The 13,505-nt window shown below is 64.0% G+C and carries 15 protein-coding genes; 9 read left to right on the plus strand and 6 right to left on the minus strand.

What is annotated here, in order from left to right:
* Positions 1-70: 70 nt before the first annotated feature.
* Positions 71-295, minus strand: a complete 225-nt coding sequence (locus tag AC1D1Z_RS09740) for a hypothetical protein (RefSeq protein ID WP_018446333.1) — start codon at positions 293-295, stop codon at positions 71-73.
* A gap of 203 nt (positions 296-498) precedes the next feature.
* Between AC1D1Z_RS09740 and AC1D1Z_RS09745 the strand changes: the two genes are divergently transcribed.
* From AC1D1Z_RS09745 to AC1D1Z_RS09755, 3 genes are all read left to right on the plus strand, one after another.
* Positions 499-1,617 carry an adenylate/guanylate cyclase domain-containing protein gene (locus AC1D1Z_RS09745; protein WP_130652705.1) on the plus strand — a complete coding sequence of 373 codons (1,119 nt, stop codon included), beginning with the start codon at positions 499-501 and terminating at the stop codon, positions 1,615-1,617.
* A gap of 73 nt (positions 1,618-1,690) precedes the next feature.
* A complete protein-coding gene (locus AC1D1Z_RS09750; RefSeq protein WP_477850342.1) occupies positions 1,691-2,335 on the plus strand; it encodes a winged helix-turn-helix domain-containing protein in 645 nt (214 codons plus the stop codon).
* Positions 2,332-3,576, plus strand: a complete 1,245-nt coding sequence (locus AC1D1Z_RS09755; protein ID WP_477850344.1) for an MFS transporter — start codon at positions 2,332-2,334, stop codon at positions 3,574-3,576. Before AC1D1Z_RS09750 ends, AC1D1Z_RS09755 begins: the two co-directional genes overlap by 4 nt.
* Here the strand turns inward: AC1D1Z_RS09755 and AC1D1Z_RS09760 are convergent.
* Both AC1D1Z_RS09760 and AC1D1Z_RS09765 read right to left on the minus strand, forming a co-directional pair.
* Entirely contained in the window at positions 3,563-4,495 is a 933-nt protein-coding gene (locus tag AC1D1Z_RS09760) for a LysR family transcriptional regulator (RefSeq protein ID WP_130652702.1), read from the minus strand. The two genes, AC1D1Z_RS09755 and AC1D1Z_RS09760, sit on opposite strands and share 14 nt — an antisense overlap.
* A 174-nt stretch (positions 4,496-4,669) precedes the next feature.
* Positions 4,670-5,593: a phytanoyl-CoA dioxygenase family protein gene (locus tag AC1D1Z_RS09765; RefSeq protein ID WP_130652701.1), complete on the minus strand. Its 924-nt coding sequence runs from the start codon at positions 5,591-5,593 to the stop codon at positions 4,670-4,672.
* Between the two features lie 97 nt (positions 5,594-5,690).
* On the opposite strand from AC1D1Z_RS09765, the gene AC1D1Z_RS09770 reads away from it, so the two are divergent.
* On the plus strand, positions 5,691-6,515 hold the full coding sequence (locus tag AC1D1Z_RS09770) for a helix-turn-helix transcriptional regulator (protein ID WP_130652700.1): 825 nt from the start codon (positions 5,691-5,693) through the stop codon (positions 6,513-6,515).
* A gap of 25 nt (positions 6,516-6,540) precedes the next feature.
* Here AC1D1Z_RS09770 and AC1D1Z_RS09775 read toward each other — a convergent pair whose 3' ends face one another.
* The gene (locus AC1D1Z_RS09775; RefSeq protein ID WP_130652699.1) at positions 6,541-7,563 is read right to left on the minus strand and encodes an LLM class flavin-dependent oxidoreductase; all 1,023 of its coding nucleotides are present in this window, start codon (positions 7,561-7,563) and stop codon (positions 6,541-6,543) included.
* Between the two features lie 44 nt (positions 7,564-7,607).
* Between AC1D1Z_RS09775 and AC1D1Z_RS09780 the strand changes: the two genes are divergently transcribed.
* The 3 genes from AC1D1Z_RS09780 (at position 7,608) to AC1D1Z_RS09790 (ending at position 10,025) form a co-directional block, all read left to right on the plus strand.
* Complete coding sequence (locus AC1D1Z_RS09780) at positions 7,608-7,925, plus strand: inositol monophosphatase family protein (protein ID WP_376775522.1); 318 nt, start codon at positions 7,608-7,610, stop codon at positions 7,923-7,925.
* Between the two features lie 309 nt (positions 7,926-8,234).
* Positions 8,235-9,188, plus strand: coding sequence for an ADP-ribosylglycohydrolase family protein (locus tag AC1D1Z_RS09785; protein WP_130652698.1), 954 nt, complete (start codon positions 8,235-8,237; stop codon positions 9,186-9,188).
* Between the two features lie 189 nt (positions 9,189-9,377).
* Positions 9,378-10,025 (plus strand): metallophosphoesterase family protein, encoded by a 648-nt coding sequence (locus AC1D1Z_RS09790; protein WP_112903946.1) that lies wholly within the window; start codon positions 9,378-9,380, stop codon positions 10,023-10,025.
* Between the two features lie 103 nt (positions 10,026-10,128).
* Here AC1D1Z_RS09790 and AC1D1Z_RS09795 read toward each other — a convergent pair whose 3' ends face one another.
* The gene (locus AC1D1Z_RS09795; protein ID WP_477850348.1) at positions 10,129-10,491 is read right to left on the minus strand and encodes a hypothetical protein; all 363 of its coding nucleotides are present in this window, start codon (positions 10,489-10,491) and stop codon (positions 10,129-10,131) included.
* Between the two features lie 5 nt (positions 10,492-10,496).
* Positions 10,497-11,294, minus strand: a complete 798-nt coding sequence (locus AC1D1Z_RS09800; RefSeq protein WP_130652696.1) for a DUF899 domain-containing protein — start codon at positions 11,292-11,294, stop codon at positions 10,497-10,499.
* Between the two features lie 119 nt (positions 11,295-11,413).
* On the opposite strand from AC1D1Z_RS09800, the gene AC1D1Z_RS09805 reads away from it, so the two are divergent.
* Together AC1D1Z_RS09805 and AC1D1Z_RS09810 are read left to right on the plus strand one after the other, a co-directional pair.
* The gene (locus AC1D1Z_RS09805; RefSeq protein ID WP_130652695.1) at positions 11,414-12,634 is read left to right on the plus strand and encodes a helix-turn-helix domain-containing protein; all 1,221 of its coding nucleotides are present in this window, start codon (positions 11,414-11,416) and stop codon (positions 12,632-12,634) included.
* A gap of 49 nt (positions 12,635-12,683) precedes the next feature.
* Complete coding sequence (locus AC1D1Z_RS09810; protein ID WP_115157653.1) at positions 12,684-13,316, plus strand: Vgb family protein; 633 nt, start codon at positions 12,684-12,686, stop codon at positions 13,314-13,316.
* Positions 13,317-13,505 lie beyond the last annotated feature (189 nt).

Raw genomic sequence — 13,505 nt, forward strand, 5'->3', positions numbered from 1 at the left:
CCCGGCCTTTTCTAATGAAACAGCTTCGCCGACGCTGACAGCCAGCGTTCTCCCGATTTGCCCGAGAGGGTCAGATCCTGCCGACGAGCCAGTGCTTGTCGTCGATCAATTCCTCGAGCTCGATGGGATCCTTGACGCCGAATTCGAACCATTCGACGAGTTCTTTCGCCTTGCGGCTGCTCTCCTCCGCCGTCAGCTCGACCTGATACCTTTCGCACCATCGCCGAAGGATCGACGTCAGCAGCGTCATGTCATTCCCATCCAGCGGATCTTTCGGCCAGAATATCGTGCCCATCGTACCCCTCAATCACACGATGACGAACGGCCCTATAATGGAATCAAAGTCGCGCAAGTTTAAAGTGTTTATTTTTTGTTTTCCACCGTGGCGAATGGCTTTCGACAGGGAGCGGACGTCCTTTTTCGAACCCGGGGATGACCGCAAGCGGTCACTCCGGGGATGTCCTTGCGGCCGCCCCGGTGAGCGTGCGATGTTAAGCCATGGATCTGCCGTCCCCCCTTGCCTGGCTGATTGACGAGGCCGGCGCCTCGCCTGGTCCCGAACGGTTTCTGGCCGAACTCGGGCGCCGGCTGCTGGCCGATGGCCTGCCGCTTTCCGGTGGCGCGCTGACGCTTTCGGTGCCGCATCCGATCATCGCGCGGCGCACCTGGCTGTGGCGGGCCGAGACCGGTGCTGTCATCGAGGCGTTGGCCTTCGCCGCGGCTCCGCAGAGTGAGGCCGGGCGCGAGTGGCTGGCCGGGTTGGGACCGGTATGGGAGGATAGGATCGGGCCTGTACAGGACAATCAGATATCTGACAGACCGGTGCTCGGCTGGGCGGGTATCGCCAATGGGGCGGGGGCCGGTGCATTCGGCCCGGCTGAGGCTGGCCTGCTGCACGAGGTCGCGCGTTTTGCTGGAGCGCCGCTCGCCGCCTTGGCGGCGCGGGAGGCGAAGGCCGCGCTGCTTGAAGCCTATCTCGGCCGCCGCAGCGCCGCCCGGGTGCAGGCCGGCGCCCTTGCCCGCGGCACCGGCGAGACCATCCGCGCAGCCCTTCTCTGCGCCGATCTGCGCGACTTCACCGCGCTCTCCGAAGTGACCGAGCCTCACGTGATGATCACCGCACTGGATGCCTGGTTCGACCGCGTCGCCGGCGCCGTGCATGCCTTCGGGGGCGAGGTGCTGAAGTTCATCGGCGACGGCGTGCTGGCGATCTTTCCGGTCACGGCTACGTCGAGCGAGGGCGACGCCGCTCGAGGGGATTGCGAGGCCTGCGAGGCAGCACTGCGCGCGGTCGCCGCCAGCCGCGCCGGCATGGCCCATCTCGATCAGGTGCGCCAGGCGCAGGGGCTGGCGCTGCTGCCCTTCGGCGCAGCATTGCATTTTGGCGAGATCCTGTGGGGCAATATTGGTGCTGCCGACCGGTTGGACTTTACGGCCATCGGCCCCGCCGTCAATCTGGTCAGCCGGCTGGAAGGGCTGTGTAAGCCGCTCGGCCGAAGCGTGCTGATCTCGGGCGCGGTTGCGGCGAATACGGCGACGGCACTGATGCCGCTCGGAGAGCACACCTTGCGTGGCATCGCCGACCCTTGCGCGGTCTTCACCCTGCCTGAGGATTGAGCTGCGGACAGGGCAGTTGCATTTATGCAAAGAAAGCTTTGCAAAGATATCTTTGCAATAGTAGGCTTCCGGCATGAAAAATCCGCGCCCGCAGCCTGCTCAATCCGTCACCGCACCCCGCACCCTCAGCCGTGTCGTGCCCGATCCAACCGCGCTGAAGGCGCTGACGCATCCTGTCCGGCTGCGCATGCTCGGCATGCTCAGGCTCGATGGCCCCGCCACCGCGACGCAGCTTGCGGCGCGGCTCGGGCTGAATAGCGGCGCGACCAGCTATCACCTGCGTCAGCTCGCCCAGTACGGATTCATCGAGGAAGCGCCGCATGCTTCGCGGCGCGACCGCTGGTGGCGCGCCAGGCACGAGCTCACCTCGGTGCCGGCAAGCGAGGTTGAGGGCGAAGGGCTGGATCTCGATCTCGCCTTCAACCAGGCGATACTCTCTCTGCAGGTCGGCCATATGCAACAGGCGCTGGAGGAATATGCCGAGCTGCCGGCGGAATGGCGCAAGGCGAGTACAGCCAGCGACATCATCATCCCGATGACGGCGGAACAGGCCGAAGCCCTGACCAGGCGGCTGAYCGATATCATTCTCGAAGCGATGCGGGTGGCTCCGCCTTTGGGAGAGCGGGCACCCCCGGATATGGTTCCTTTCTCGATCATGCTGCACGCCTTTCCCTATCCGGGCCGGCTCCCGCATCGCGAGGGGGATGATGGGTCATGAAGAAGGGTGGGCCATTCCTGGCGCTTGCCGCGGCCGAGACGCTTTCGCTTTCCGGCACGCGGCTGTCGACCATCGCTATTCCCTGGCTGGTGCTGAGCACGACGGGCAGCCCCGTTTTAACCGGGCTGACGGCGATGATGGAGATGCTGCCCTATGTCGCCGCCAAGGCGCTCAGTGGGCCGCTGATCGACCGCGTCGGCCCGAAGCGCATCGCTGTCGTCTGCGACATCGCTTCGGTGGCCGTGGTGATGCTGGTGCCGATGCTCGACTGGTTCGGCCTGCTTGGTATGCCGCTGCTGCTGCCTGTTGTCTTTGCCATGGGCATGCTGCGCGGCCCTTCCGATGCCGCCAAGCAGGCGATGGTTCCTGATATCGCCGCGCTGGCGGCCATGCCGCTCGAACGGGTGACCGGCGTCGTCGGCGCCATCGAGCGGCTGGCCTCAACGGCGGGTGCTGCGGGTGCCGGAGCGCTGATCGGCTTGATCGGCCCGGGCCAGGCGCTCGTCGTCAATGCCATTACCTTCGCTGCCGCGGCGCTGATCGTTGGAGTGGGCATCCCCCGGCTCAGGAGTATGTCTGAGCTACGCGACGCGCCCGAGGCCCGGCCGGGCGGGATGTCGTCCTATCTCGGCGATCTCAGGGAAGGCTGGCGCTTTCTGCGCGGCGACGCGGTGCTCGTCAGCATTGTCATCATGGTGGCGACCACCAACCTGCTGGACCAGGCCTATCACGCGGTGCTGCTGCCCGTCTGGACCCAGAGCTCAGGCCATGGCCCAGAATTGTTGGGGGCGATGTTTTCGGCCTTCACCGGCGCCTCGATCGCGGGTGCTGCGATTGCCGCTGCGATCGGCGAGCGGATACCGCGCCTGATGGTTTATACCGCGGCCTTCCTGCTGACCGGATTTCCGCGCTTTCTCGTTATTGCCCTGGATGCGCCGCTCTCCCTCATCTTCCTCACCCTGACAATCGCGGGATTTGCCTCGGGCTTCCTCAATCCGATCCTGTCGGYGGTGATCTTCGAGCGCATCCCCAAGCCGCTGACCGGCCGCGTCACCGCGATGAACGCCGCCCTCTGCTTCGCGCTCATCCCCTTCGGCGGCCTCGTCGGCGGCGCACTGATCAGCATGATCGGCCTTGCCGCGGCGCTCTCGCTCACTGGGCTCACCTATCTCGCCGCAACGCTCTTTCCCCTGGCGCTGAAGAGCTTCCGCGGCTTCGACAAGCCTATCACCCAGAGCTAGCGTCGCGGTTGCGTGCCTGGCCCAGGTGCCCAAGCTCCTCGACCATCAGATCGATGAAATGGCGGACACGCGGTTCCAGCAGGCGCTTGTCGGGATAGAGAGCGACGATCTTTGCGTCGTCAGTTTCGAGGCCGGGCAGGACCTGCCGGAGGCGCCCGGCGACGAGATCATCGGCGACGAGAAAATCGGGAAGGAGGGCAATCCCCAGTCCCGCCAGGGCGGCGTCGCGGATCGCCTCTGCGCTGTCGAGCCTCAGACGGCTGCGCCCTTGCGCTTTGACCCAGGGACCGCCTTCCCCGCGAAAGCGCCAGCCCTGCCTTTGATTGCGGCTGGCAAAGATCAGGCAGTCGTGGGCCGTGATATCGTCGATATCGCCCGGCTCCCCGCGCTCTGCGAGGTAAGACGGCGAGGCGCAGAGCCGCGCCTTGTATCTGGCGACCGGCCGCGCGATCAGGCCGGTGTCCGTCGCCGTCGCGCCGATCCGGATTGCCAGATCGAAGCCGTCCTCGACGATGTCGGCCGGGCGATCGGTGAAGCTCACTTCGACCTGGATGTCGGGCCAGGCCCGAAGATATTTTTTAAGCAGGGGCAGCATGACGAGCCGCCCGAAGGCATCGGGAACCGTGAGCCTGAGAACGCCTCGCGGCGTGCTGTTCTGCCCTGCCACGCTCGCCTCCGCCTCGTCGACCGATTCAAGGATCTGCAGCCCGCGCTCGTAGAACATCCGGCCTTCGTCGGTCAGGCTCAGCGTCCTCGTCGTGCGGTTGAGCAGACGCGCGCCGAGCCGGTCTTCCAGTCGGATGACTGCCTTGCCAGCCGCCGAACGGGACAAGCCCATAGCCTGGCCGCCGGCGATAAAGCTCCCCGCATCGACGACGGCCATGAAGATCAGGATATCGTTCAGGTTCGTACGCGGCATGAGGCAACTCGAGCGGTTCGGCTACATCAATAAGTCGGGCAGTCATGGGATCGTTCAAGGCCCGGACCATCAACGCCCATCGCGGCAGTAAGGTCCCCACGCTTCGATTCTATGTAGACGTCCCTTCGCCAATCAACCGGATAGCAGGTCAAAGATGGGCACTGGAAAGCCGGGCTACAGCATGTCGCCGAGGCTCCAGTGGTTGTTCCATCGGACGTCGATCTCGTCGTCGACATTCTGATATCTTATGTCGGTGGAAAGGCGCAGCCGCCGGCTGCGGTCCTGATTGATGGTCGAGGCGTGGATCATGTAGGGCGAGTGGAGCACCACGTCACCCGCCTCATAATCGGCCGCGAGCCAGCGGGTGTCGAAGCGCTTCGCCATATCCGGGAGATCCTTCGAGACCCAGCCGCCTTCCGCCATGTGACTGTTATAGGCGCTGATCCGCTCTTCCGGAGAAAGATCGCCACTCGTGGCCCGGAACTCGGCTTCCATCTTGACACCCAACGCGTGCGAGCCTTCGAGGTAAACCAGGCCGCCCATCTCGGTGGGGATGTCGCCGATTGGAATCCAGGCCGTCACCAGGCGGCTGGTGCCGCCGCGGAGATAGACGAGATCATAGTGGGCGGGCGTGGCCGTCGGCGATCCCGGCTGGATGAAACGCATGAGCTTGCGCTTATGCAGATAGGAAATGCCCTGCAGGAAATCGTCCATGAAGCGGGCGAGTGGCGGTTGCGCACAAAAGCCTTCATAGGCGGCTGAGCGAACGAGCGACATCAGGCGCCGGTCCGCCAGGCTCCTGTCGAAGCCACCGGCAGACGCAATGCCAAGGGAAAAATCGCTGCCGGGTTCGACCAGTCCGGTTTCGGCGAGATGTTCGAAGACCCAGCGGCGGAAGTCGATCACGCCAGCCTTCGGCAGAAGGCCTTTCAGCCAGACATAGCCATCGTCCTGGTAGCGGCGGCGGATGGCGTCGACGCCGATGGCGGGATCGGTCGGCGTGAGCCAGCCCGTTCGCTCCGCAGGCAAGGTCTTGCCATGGGCGGCAAGGGAAAATTCCGGCTTTCGGACCTGCATGACCTCCGCAGCAATTGACATTTCACTCCTCCGTCGCTTCAGTTGGTTTGTCATCAATTACCTGATCTGGCACGCCAACCGACATAGAGGAAATTCATACCTGGACTTTTCGCTCATCATGAGAAACGCCGAAGCCATCTATAGAACGCCGCTTGCCGCTGCCGGCGGACTTGCTGTCACCGGCGGCGGCAGGCAGCAGGCCCGCCGCGCGGTGACTGAGCGGAAACTCCCGAGTTTCGCCGTCGTCCTGGTAGAGCGCGGGCAGGGCTGGCTGGAAACCGCCGCCAGCGGCCGGCTGGGCCTGACCGGACCTGCACTGTTTTGGCTGTTTCCCAACCGGGTGCATTCCTATGGCCCCGACGAAGGCGGCTGGGACGAGCGCTGGGCGCTTTTCGAAGGATCTTTCATGCGGGACTTCGTGAGGCTGAGGATTATCTCCGAGCGACATCCCGTCGTGGCTTTGCATCATCTCGATGAGGTGGTCCGGCTGTTCGGCAAGCTTCATGCCGATCTGCTTGACGATACCAATCTCGGGCAGGCATCGGCGGCATTGATGCTGCATCATATCGTCATATCAGCCGCCAGACAGGCAAGCGGCGCGGCCGATCGACGCCAGGAAAGGCGCGACATGGCCGACATCGTGGAAACGCTACGGCGGCGGGCGATGCAACCGTTGGACCTCGCAGCCTTTGCTGCCGAGCACGGCATGTCGCCGGCCACGCTGCGCCGGCGGCTCACGCTCGAAACCGGATTGCCTCCCAAGGCATTTCAGCTTCGGGCGCGCATGGACCATGCCAAACAGCTATTGGCAACCACCGACGAAAAGATCGAAACGGTGGCCGCCATGATCGGCCTGGATGATCCGTTTTATTTTTCGCGTGTCTTTCACGAACGCGAAGGCTGCAGTCCTCGCGAATTTCGCGCGAGGTATCCGCGAGTTTGAGAGCCCGGCAGCTGTGGCCGGAGCGTCAGCGCCAACCCATCGCAGGCGCGACATGGGTCAGGATCGCTTCGATGACATGGGCGTTGTATTCGACGCCGAGCTGGTTGGGGACGGTGAGCAGCAGCGTGTCGGCCTCGGCGATCGCCTCGTCCTCGGCGAGCTGCCTGATCAGGGCATCGGGCTCGGCGGCATAGCTGCGACCGAAGATCGCCCGGGTCTTCTCGTCGATGAAGCCGATCTTGTCCTCACCGTCGTTGCCGTAGCCGAAATAGGCGCGGTCGCGATCGTCGACGAGCGCGAAGATGCTGCGGCTGACCGAGACGCGAGGCTGGCGCGTGTGGCCGGCTTCTTTCCAGGCCTCGCGGTATGCCCGGATCTGGTCGGCCTGCTGGACGTGGAAGGGCTCGCCCGTTTCGTCGTCCTTCAGCGTCGAGCTCTGCAGGTTCATACCGAGCTTGGCTGCCCAGACGGCGGTGGCATTRGAGCTGGCGCCCCACCAGATCCGTTCACGCAGGCCCTCGGAATGCGGCTCGAGGCGCAGCAGGCCAGGCGGGTTCGGAAACATTGGCCGCGGGTTCGGCTTGGCAAAACCTTCGCCGCGCAACACTTCGAGGAAGACTTCGGCATGGTGGCGGGCCATGTCGGCCTCGCTCTGGCCTTCGGGCGGGGCATAGCCGAAATGGCGCCAGCCATCGATCACCTGTTCGGGCGAACCGCGGCTGATGCCGAGCTGCAGACGGCCGCCGGCGATGAGGTCGGCCGCACCGGCATCTTCGGCCATGTAGAGCGGGTTTTCGTAGCGCATGTCGATGACGGCAGTGCCGATCTCGATGCGGCTGGTTCTCGCGCCGACGGCTGATAGCAGCGGGAAGGGTGCTGCCAGCTGTCGGGCGAAGTGGTGCACGCGGAAATACGCCCCGTCAGCCCCGAGCTCCTCGGCCGCGACGGCAAGGTCGATCGACTGCAGCAGCGCATCGCCGGCCGAGCGCGTCTGCGATTGAGGCGAGGGCGTCCAGTGTCCGAACGAGAGAAAACCAATCTTCTTCATGCCGATGCCGCACCTTGATCCGTTGTATCTGGGTTCGACCGGTCATCGCACAGTTTCGGCCCGGAAGACAATCGGAACCGAAAGGGGCCGAGCGCGTGCAGCGCTTTTCCCGCACGACCACATGGCGCTGCTCGGCCTATGAATACCGGGCGGTGGCGACGGGCGCGATGAGCTTTGCCCTGAACGCCGAGCTCAAACCCTGGGACCACGCCGCCGGCGTCCTGATCCACCTCGAAGCCAGCGGCTATAGTGCGCTCCTCTCCGGCGAAGCCTATCGGCCGGCGATGACCAAGGGCTGGCTGCTGTTGGCGCCGGATGCCGAAAGCTGGGAAGCGATCCGGCGGAGTTTTGCCGAGGGGTGATGGCGGTTAGCACGCTGGCGGAAAATCTAGCGAAGGCGCCCACTTGAAGCGGGAGGCGCAAGACGCTGCCCTTGACCCAACCCTCTTCCAGTACACGGGGCGAGGGGACGTGGCATGCGGGAGGTGGGCAGGGAACGGAGAAAGTGCAGGCAGGCGGATGAGGGCTTTTATTTTGTGCCGATGGCGGTCGCTCGAACATCGTAACGACTAGCGGAAACCTGAGCGTATTTGTATCGTCGCTTAGCGGGGTTGCGCCATTTGCATGACAGGGTGATCCCATCAAGGCGCTTACTACTCGCCAGAGGCTGCATGAAAATCATAGATAGTACAACGACGTCCCGTGCAATCGGTTGTATTCTCGGTCAACTGGCAGGAGATGCGCTTGGCTCGCTGGTGGAGTTTCAGACGCCCCAAGAAATACGCCAGAAATATCCCCGTGGCGTCCGCGAAATTCATGATGGCGGCGCATGGAACACCATTGCCGGTCAACCGACTGATGACTCCGAGATGGCGCTGGCTTTGGCCAGATCGATTGTCGCGGAAGGAGCATACATTCAAGACGCTGCCCGACGGGCCTATGAAGACTGGCTGGCATCCAAGCCTTTCGACATTGGCCGGACGGTATATAATGGAATTCGCTACGAGCCTGATCATCAAAGCCAAGCCAACGGTGCGCTCATGCGCGTGTCACCTCTCGGCATTTTTGGATCTCAGTTTCCAACCGAACGGGTCGGGTTCTGGGCGGAACAGGACGCCATCATCACACATCCGAACCTTGTGTGCCGGCAGATCAACAATCTCTTTGCTCGCGCGCTATCGTACACAATTGCCGAAGGCCCGACGCCTCGAGATGTTTATCAGACGATCAGAAAATGGTCCGATGAGCTTGGTGTCCATGACAGCATTCGTGATGCAATCGCCGCCGCCGAAAAGGAACCGCCAAAGGACTTCGTGAATCAGCAAGGCTGGGTCCTGATCGCGTTTCAGAATGCCATTTTTCAATTGCTGCATTCGAATTCCTTGGAGGACGGCGTAGTGAGCACCGTCTCAAATGGTGGTGATACTGATACGAACGCAGCGATTGCTGGAGCTCTGCTCGGTGCGATTCATGGGGAGTGCGCAATTCCCAGCCGATGGCGTGAATCGATACTTTCCTGCCGACCACACGAGGGAAACCCAAAGGTCGCGCATCCAAGGCCTGAACTATATTGGCCGGTTGATTGCATCGAGCTGGCCAGCCAGTTGTTGAAGAGGGCTGGTTAGCAATGCCGTACCCATCCGCAGATCGGCATCCTCGGCGGCCGATGCGCCGATCAATATGCGAACTCAAGCCAAAGGCGAGGCAATCGCCGTAAGTGCCGGGAAATGAGTCGGATTTTCTGTCGGCAGTATTGAGATCTGCCGCGGCGATCCGGACTTCACCTGACCCCCGACAGGCGCTAAAAATGAAACATGCGCTACACGTTCGCCATAGGTGATATCCACGGCTGTATCGATCCGCTGAACAGGATGATCGATCGGGTCGAGGCTTATGCGTCTGAAGGGACCGTCGTCTTCCTTGGCGACTATGTCGATCGCGGGCCTGACAGCAAAAGCGTCCTCGACCGGATCATCGCCGGTCCATCGGACCCGTGGCGATGGATCTGCCTGAAAGGCAATCATGAGGACCTGATGGTTGCTGCCTATGCCGATAGCGACAGCAGAGACGTCTGGATCGGAATCGGCATCGGCGGACTTGAAACCGAAATGTCCTATGGCGGCAGAGTTCTGCCCCAGCATCTGCAATGGGCGGCCGATCTTCCCTTCATGCACATTGATCGATATCGCATCTTCGTCCATGCGGGCGTCGATCCAGCATTTCCGCTGCAGCAGCAGAGCGAGCACGATCTTCTCTGGTTACGGTTCCCTCCCGGTGAGTCCAGCGACTATTGGGGCAAGCACCTGGTCCACGGCCATACACCGTCGCTGTCTAACCCGGTGACGACAGGAAACCGCACCAACATCGACAGCGGCTGCGTCTTCGGCGGCAAGCTTTCCTGTGCGGTCTTCGACGACGATGTTGCCGGCGGGCCGATCGACTTTATCGAGGTGAGGGCATGAACTTGGTCGCGCCGGTAGGAGGTAAAGCCGGACGCGGCTGAGTGGGAGTGCGGCTTGCTCCCTCTTCTCCCCGCTGGGAAGATACCGGTGGCGTCGTGGAGCGTTATCGGGGGCTTGTGCCCCGCCAGCCAGCGGCGAGCCGCAGCCAGGGTGCCAAGTGGAAGCCGCTCATCAGCAGGTACATCGGCACCATTCCGCCGATCGGGAAGGCATCCGGCATTGTCGTGCAGATCATGTCGGCGCTGCCGGTCGTGGCTGTCAGCACCGCCATGATCGCGAATGTCGGAGCGGCTGCAAGCGACAGCCAATCGGCGGCGCGGCCGGTGATCCGGCTGCTTGGGCTAGCCATGCCACCGCTCGGTTTCCCAGCTGATCCATCCKCGGCGGCAGCCAGCGAGAGCCATTCGGCGGCGTTGAGAGCGACGTTGCCGTCGCCTCTGCTTGGAGTGTGGGCGGAGAACAGCATCGGCGTCACTCCTTGCCGTACCGGTCGTGGTGGCGCCACCAGATGCCGGTTTCGTTGCGGCCCTTGGGGGCGCGGTCGAGCCATTGATACATGCCCCATAACCCGTCCAGCCCGCGCGCATAGCTGGAATAGCTGTGGTAGACGGCACCGTCGATGAGCTCGAAGGCGCTGACACCCGGGCGGTCGCGGGTATAGGTGGGGACATCGGTGCCGGTCATGGCGGCGATCTGGGTGATCGGCGCCTCGCTGTCGCGGGGCTGCCGCTCCTGGACAGTCCTTGCGGTGAGCGGTTGGGGGGCGGGAGGTTCGCGGCGATAATTATAGTCTACATCGCCCTGGTGCTGCTGCTCGGCAGAGAACCAGACGCTGAAATCGCCGTTGAAGTCGTTGCCGAAGGACGACGCCCAGGGAAAGCTCCAGTCCATCCGTCGCTTGAATGCTTCGAGCTTTGCCAACGGCGCCCGGGAGACCGCCCAAAAGGCGACGTCGTGGTTCTCCAGGTGAACGAAGAAGCCGTTGAAGCCATCGGCGATCGACGAGCAGGACGGGCATCCCGCGGTATAGTCCGGCCCGAACATGAAGTGATAGACGAGAAGCTGCGAGCGGCCACCGAAGAGGTCCTTCAGCGAGACGTTGCCGCCGTCGGTGTCGAAGCGGTATTGCTTGTCGATCCTCACTCGCGGCAATTGCTGGCGCTTCATCGCCAGCGCGTCGCTCTGCCGGGTCAGTTCCTTCTCCTCCTCGAGCAGATCGAGCCTTGCTGCCAGCCACTGCTGGCGTGTTGCGTTCAGCTGTTCCGTCATGGGTCTTCTCCTTTGCCTGTCTCTCGTCGTAGCATCCGGCGCAGGCTTGCTTGCCGGTCGACGACAAATCTAAGGCCAGGTGGGGAAACGGTGGGAGTGACAAGTGTGACGGGATTTGAATGGACTCGCTGATCACGGCGGCGGCGCAGGCGCTGGCAGCGGGCGATGCGCTTGGCGCGCTGAAGCGGGTGGCGCTGCGCGACGATGCGCCGGCGCTGGCGCTGCGCGGCATTGCGATGGCGCAGCTCGGCGATCTCGTCCGCGCCAAGGCGCTGCTGAAGAGTGCGGCGCGTGCCTTCGGCCCGCGGGAGGCGATGGCCCGGGCCCGCTGCGTGGTCGCCGAGGCCGAGATCGCGCTCGTCTCGCGCGATCTCACCTGGCCGCCCAAGGCGCTGGAAGCGGCGCGCAAGGTGCTCGAAGCGCATGGCGACAGGGTCAATGCCGCCCATGCCAGGAATGTCGAGCTTCGCCGGCTGGTGCTGATCGGCCGGCTCGACGAGGCCGAGCGGGCGCTGGAAACGCTCGATCCAACGCCGCTGCCGCCGGCGGCGAGGGCCGCTCATGAGCTGGTGGTCGCGGGCATCGCGATCCGGCGCCTGCAGACGAATGCGGCGCACGAGGCTCTCGACCGGGCGAGGCGGGCTGCACGCGAGGCCGGTATGCCGGTATTGACGGCGGAGGTGGAAAATGCCGCCCACGTGCTCAGCGCGCCGGTGGCGCGGCTGATCTCGCGCTGGCGGGAAAGCCCGCTGTTGCTTGAGGAGGTGGAAGAGCTGCTGGGTTCGGGCACGCTTGTCGTCGATGCCTGCCGCCACGTCGTGCGCGACGATCAGCTGTCGGTGTCGCTGGCAACGCGGCCCGTGCTCTTCACGCTCGCCCGGACGCTTGCCGAAGCCTGGCCGACGGATGTGGCACGCGGCACGCTCATCGCGCGCGCCTTCCGCGGCAAACATGCTGATGAATCGCATCGCGCCCGGCTGCGCGTCGAGATCGGCCGGCTGCGCGCCGAACTGCGGGGACTGGCGGAAGTTTCGGCAACGAAACGCGGCTTTGCGCTTTCGCCGCGGCGTGCCGAAGAGACCGCCGTGCTGGCGCCGCTGGTCGAAGGCCAGCACGGGGCGGTGCTCGCCTTTCTCGCCGATGGCGAGGCGTGGTCGAGCTCGGCGCTCGCGATTGCGCTCGGCACCAGCCCGCGCACCGTGCAGCGGGCGCTGGATTCGGTCGCCGATGAAGGCAGGGTGCAGTCCTTCGGGCGCGGGCGGGCGCGGCGCTGGATGAGCCCGCCGCTGCCCGGTTTCCCGACGATCTTGTTACTCCCGGGACCGTTGCCAAGCGATTAGTATGGCCTGACTGATGAGGATGGCCCTACGGGCGAACAGGATGGAAGAGATGAAAAAATCGGCTGCGACGATCATCCGTGAATATGGACCCTTTCCCGGTGCCGAGCGCGTCAACGGCGTCACCTTCGACGGTGAGCACGTCTGGTTCGCATCGGGTGACAAGCTGAATGCGCTCGATCCCGCAAGCGGCGAGGTGGTGCGCTCGATCGAGGTCGCATCGCATGCCGGCACGGCCTTCGATGGCGAGTTCCTCTATCAGATCGCCGAGGATGTCATTCACAAGATCGACCCGAAGTCCGGGCGTATCCTTTCCACCATCCCGGCGCCGGGCAATGGCGGCGATTCCGGCCTTGCCTGGGCCGAAGGCTCGCTCTGGGTCGGCCAGCACCGCGGCCGCAGAATCCATCAGATCGACCCGGAAACCGGCAAGATTCTCCGCACCATCGAATCCAACCGCGTCGTGACAGGCGTCACCTGGGTCGACGGCCAGCTCTGGCACGGCACCTGGGAGGGCGATGACAGCGACGTCAGGCGCATCGACCCGGAAACCGGAGAGGTGCTGGAGCGGCTGGAGATGCCCGAGGGCACCGGCGTCTCCGGCCTCGAATCCGACGGCGGCGACTGCTTCTTCTGCGGCGGAGGCGGCAGCGGCAAGATCCGCGCGGTGCGCCGGCCGGGTTGAGCGCGATGCGCCACCGTGGTGAGGCCCGGTCCGGCGAAGCGGGAGCAATCGATCCAGTGAACCGATTGCAGGGCCGAACGCCCTGAGCCATGCGAAGGGTTGGGAGAGGCAAGTTGACATGGGGAAGTAGTCGATGCGGCGTATCTTCCCCCCGGCGACAGTCAGCTCGCCAAGCCGGACGTCGATATC

Source organism: Rhizobium sp. P1_E1, from assembly GCF_056406015.1.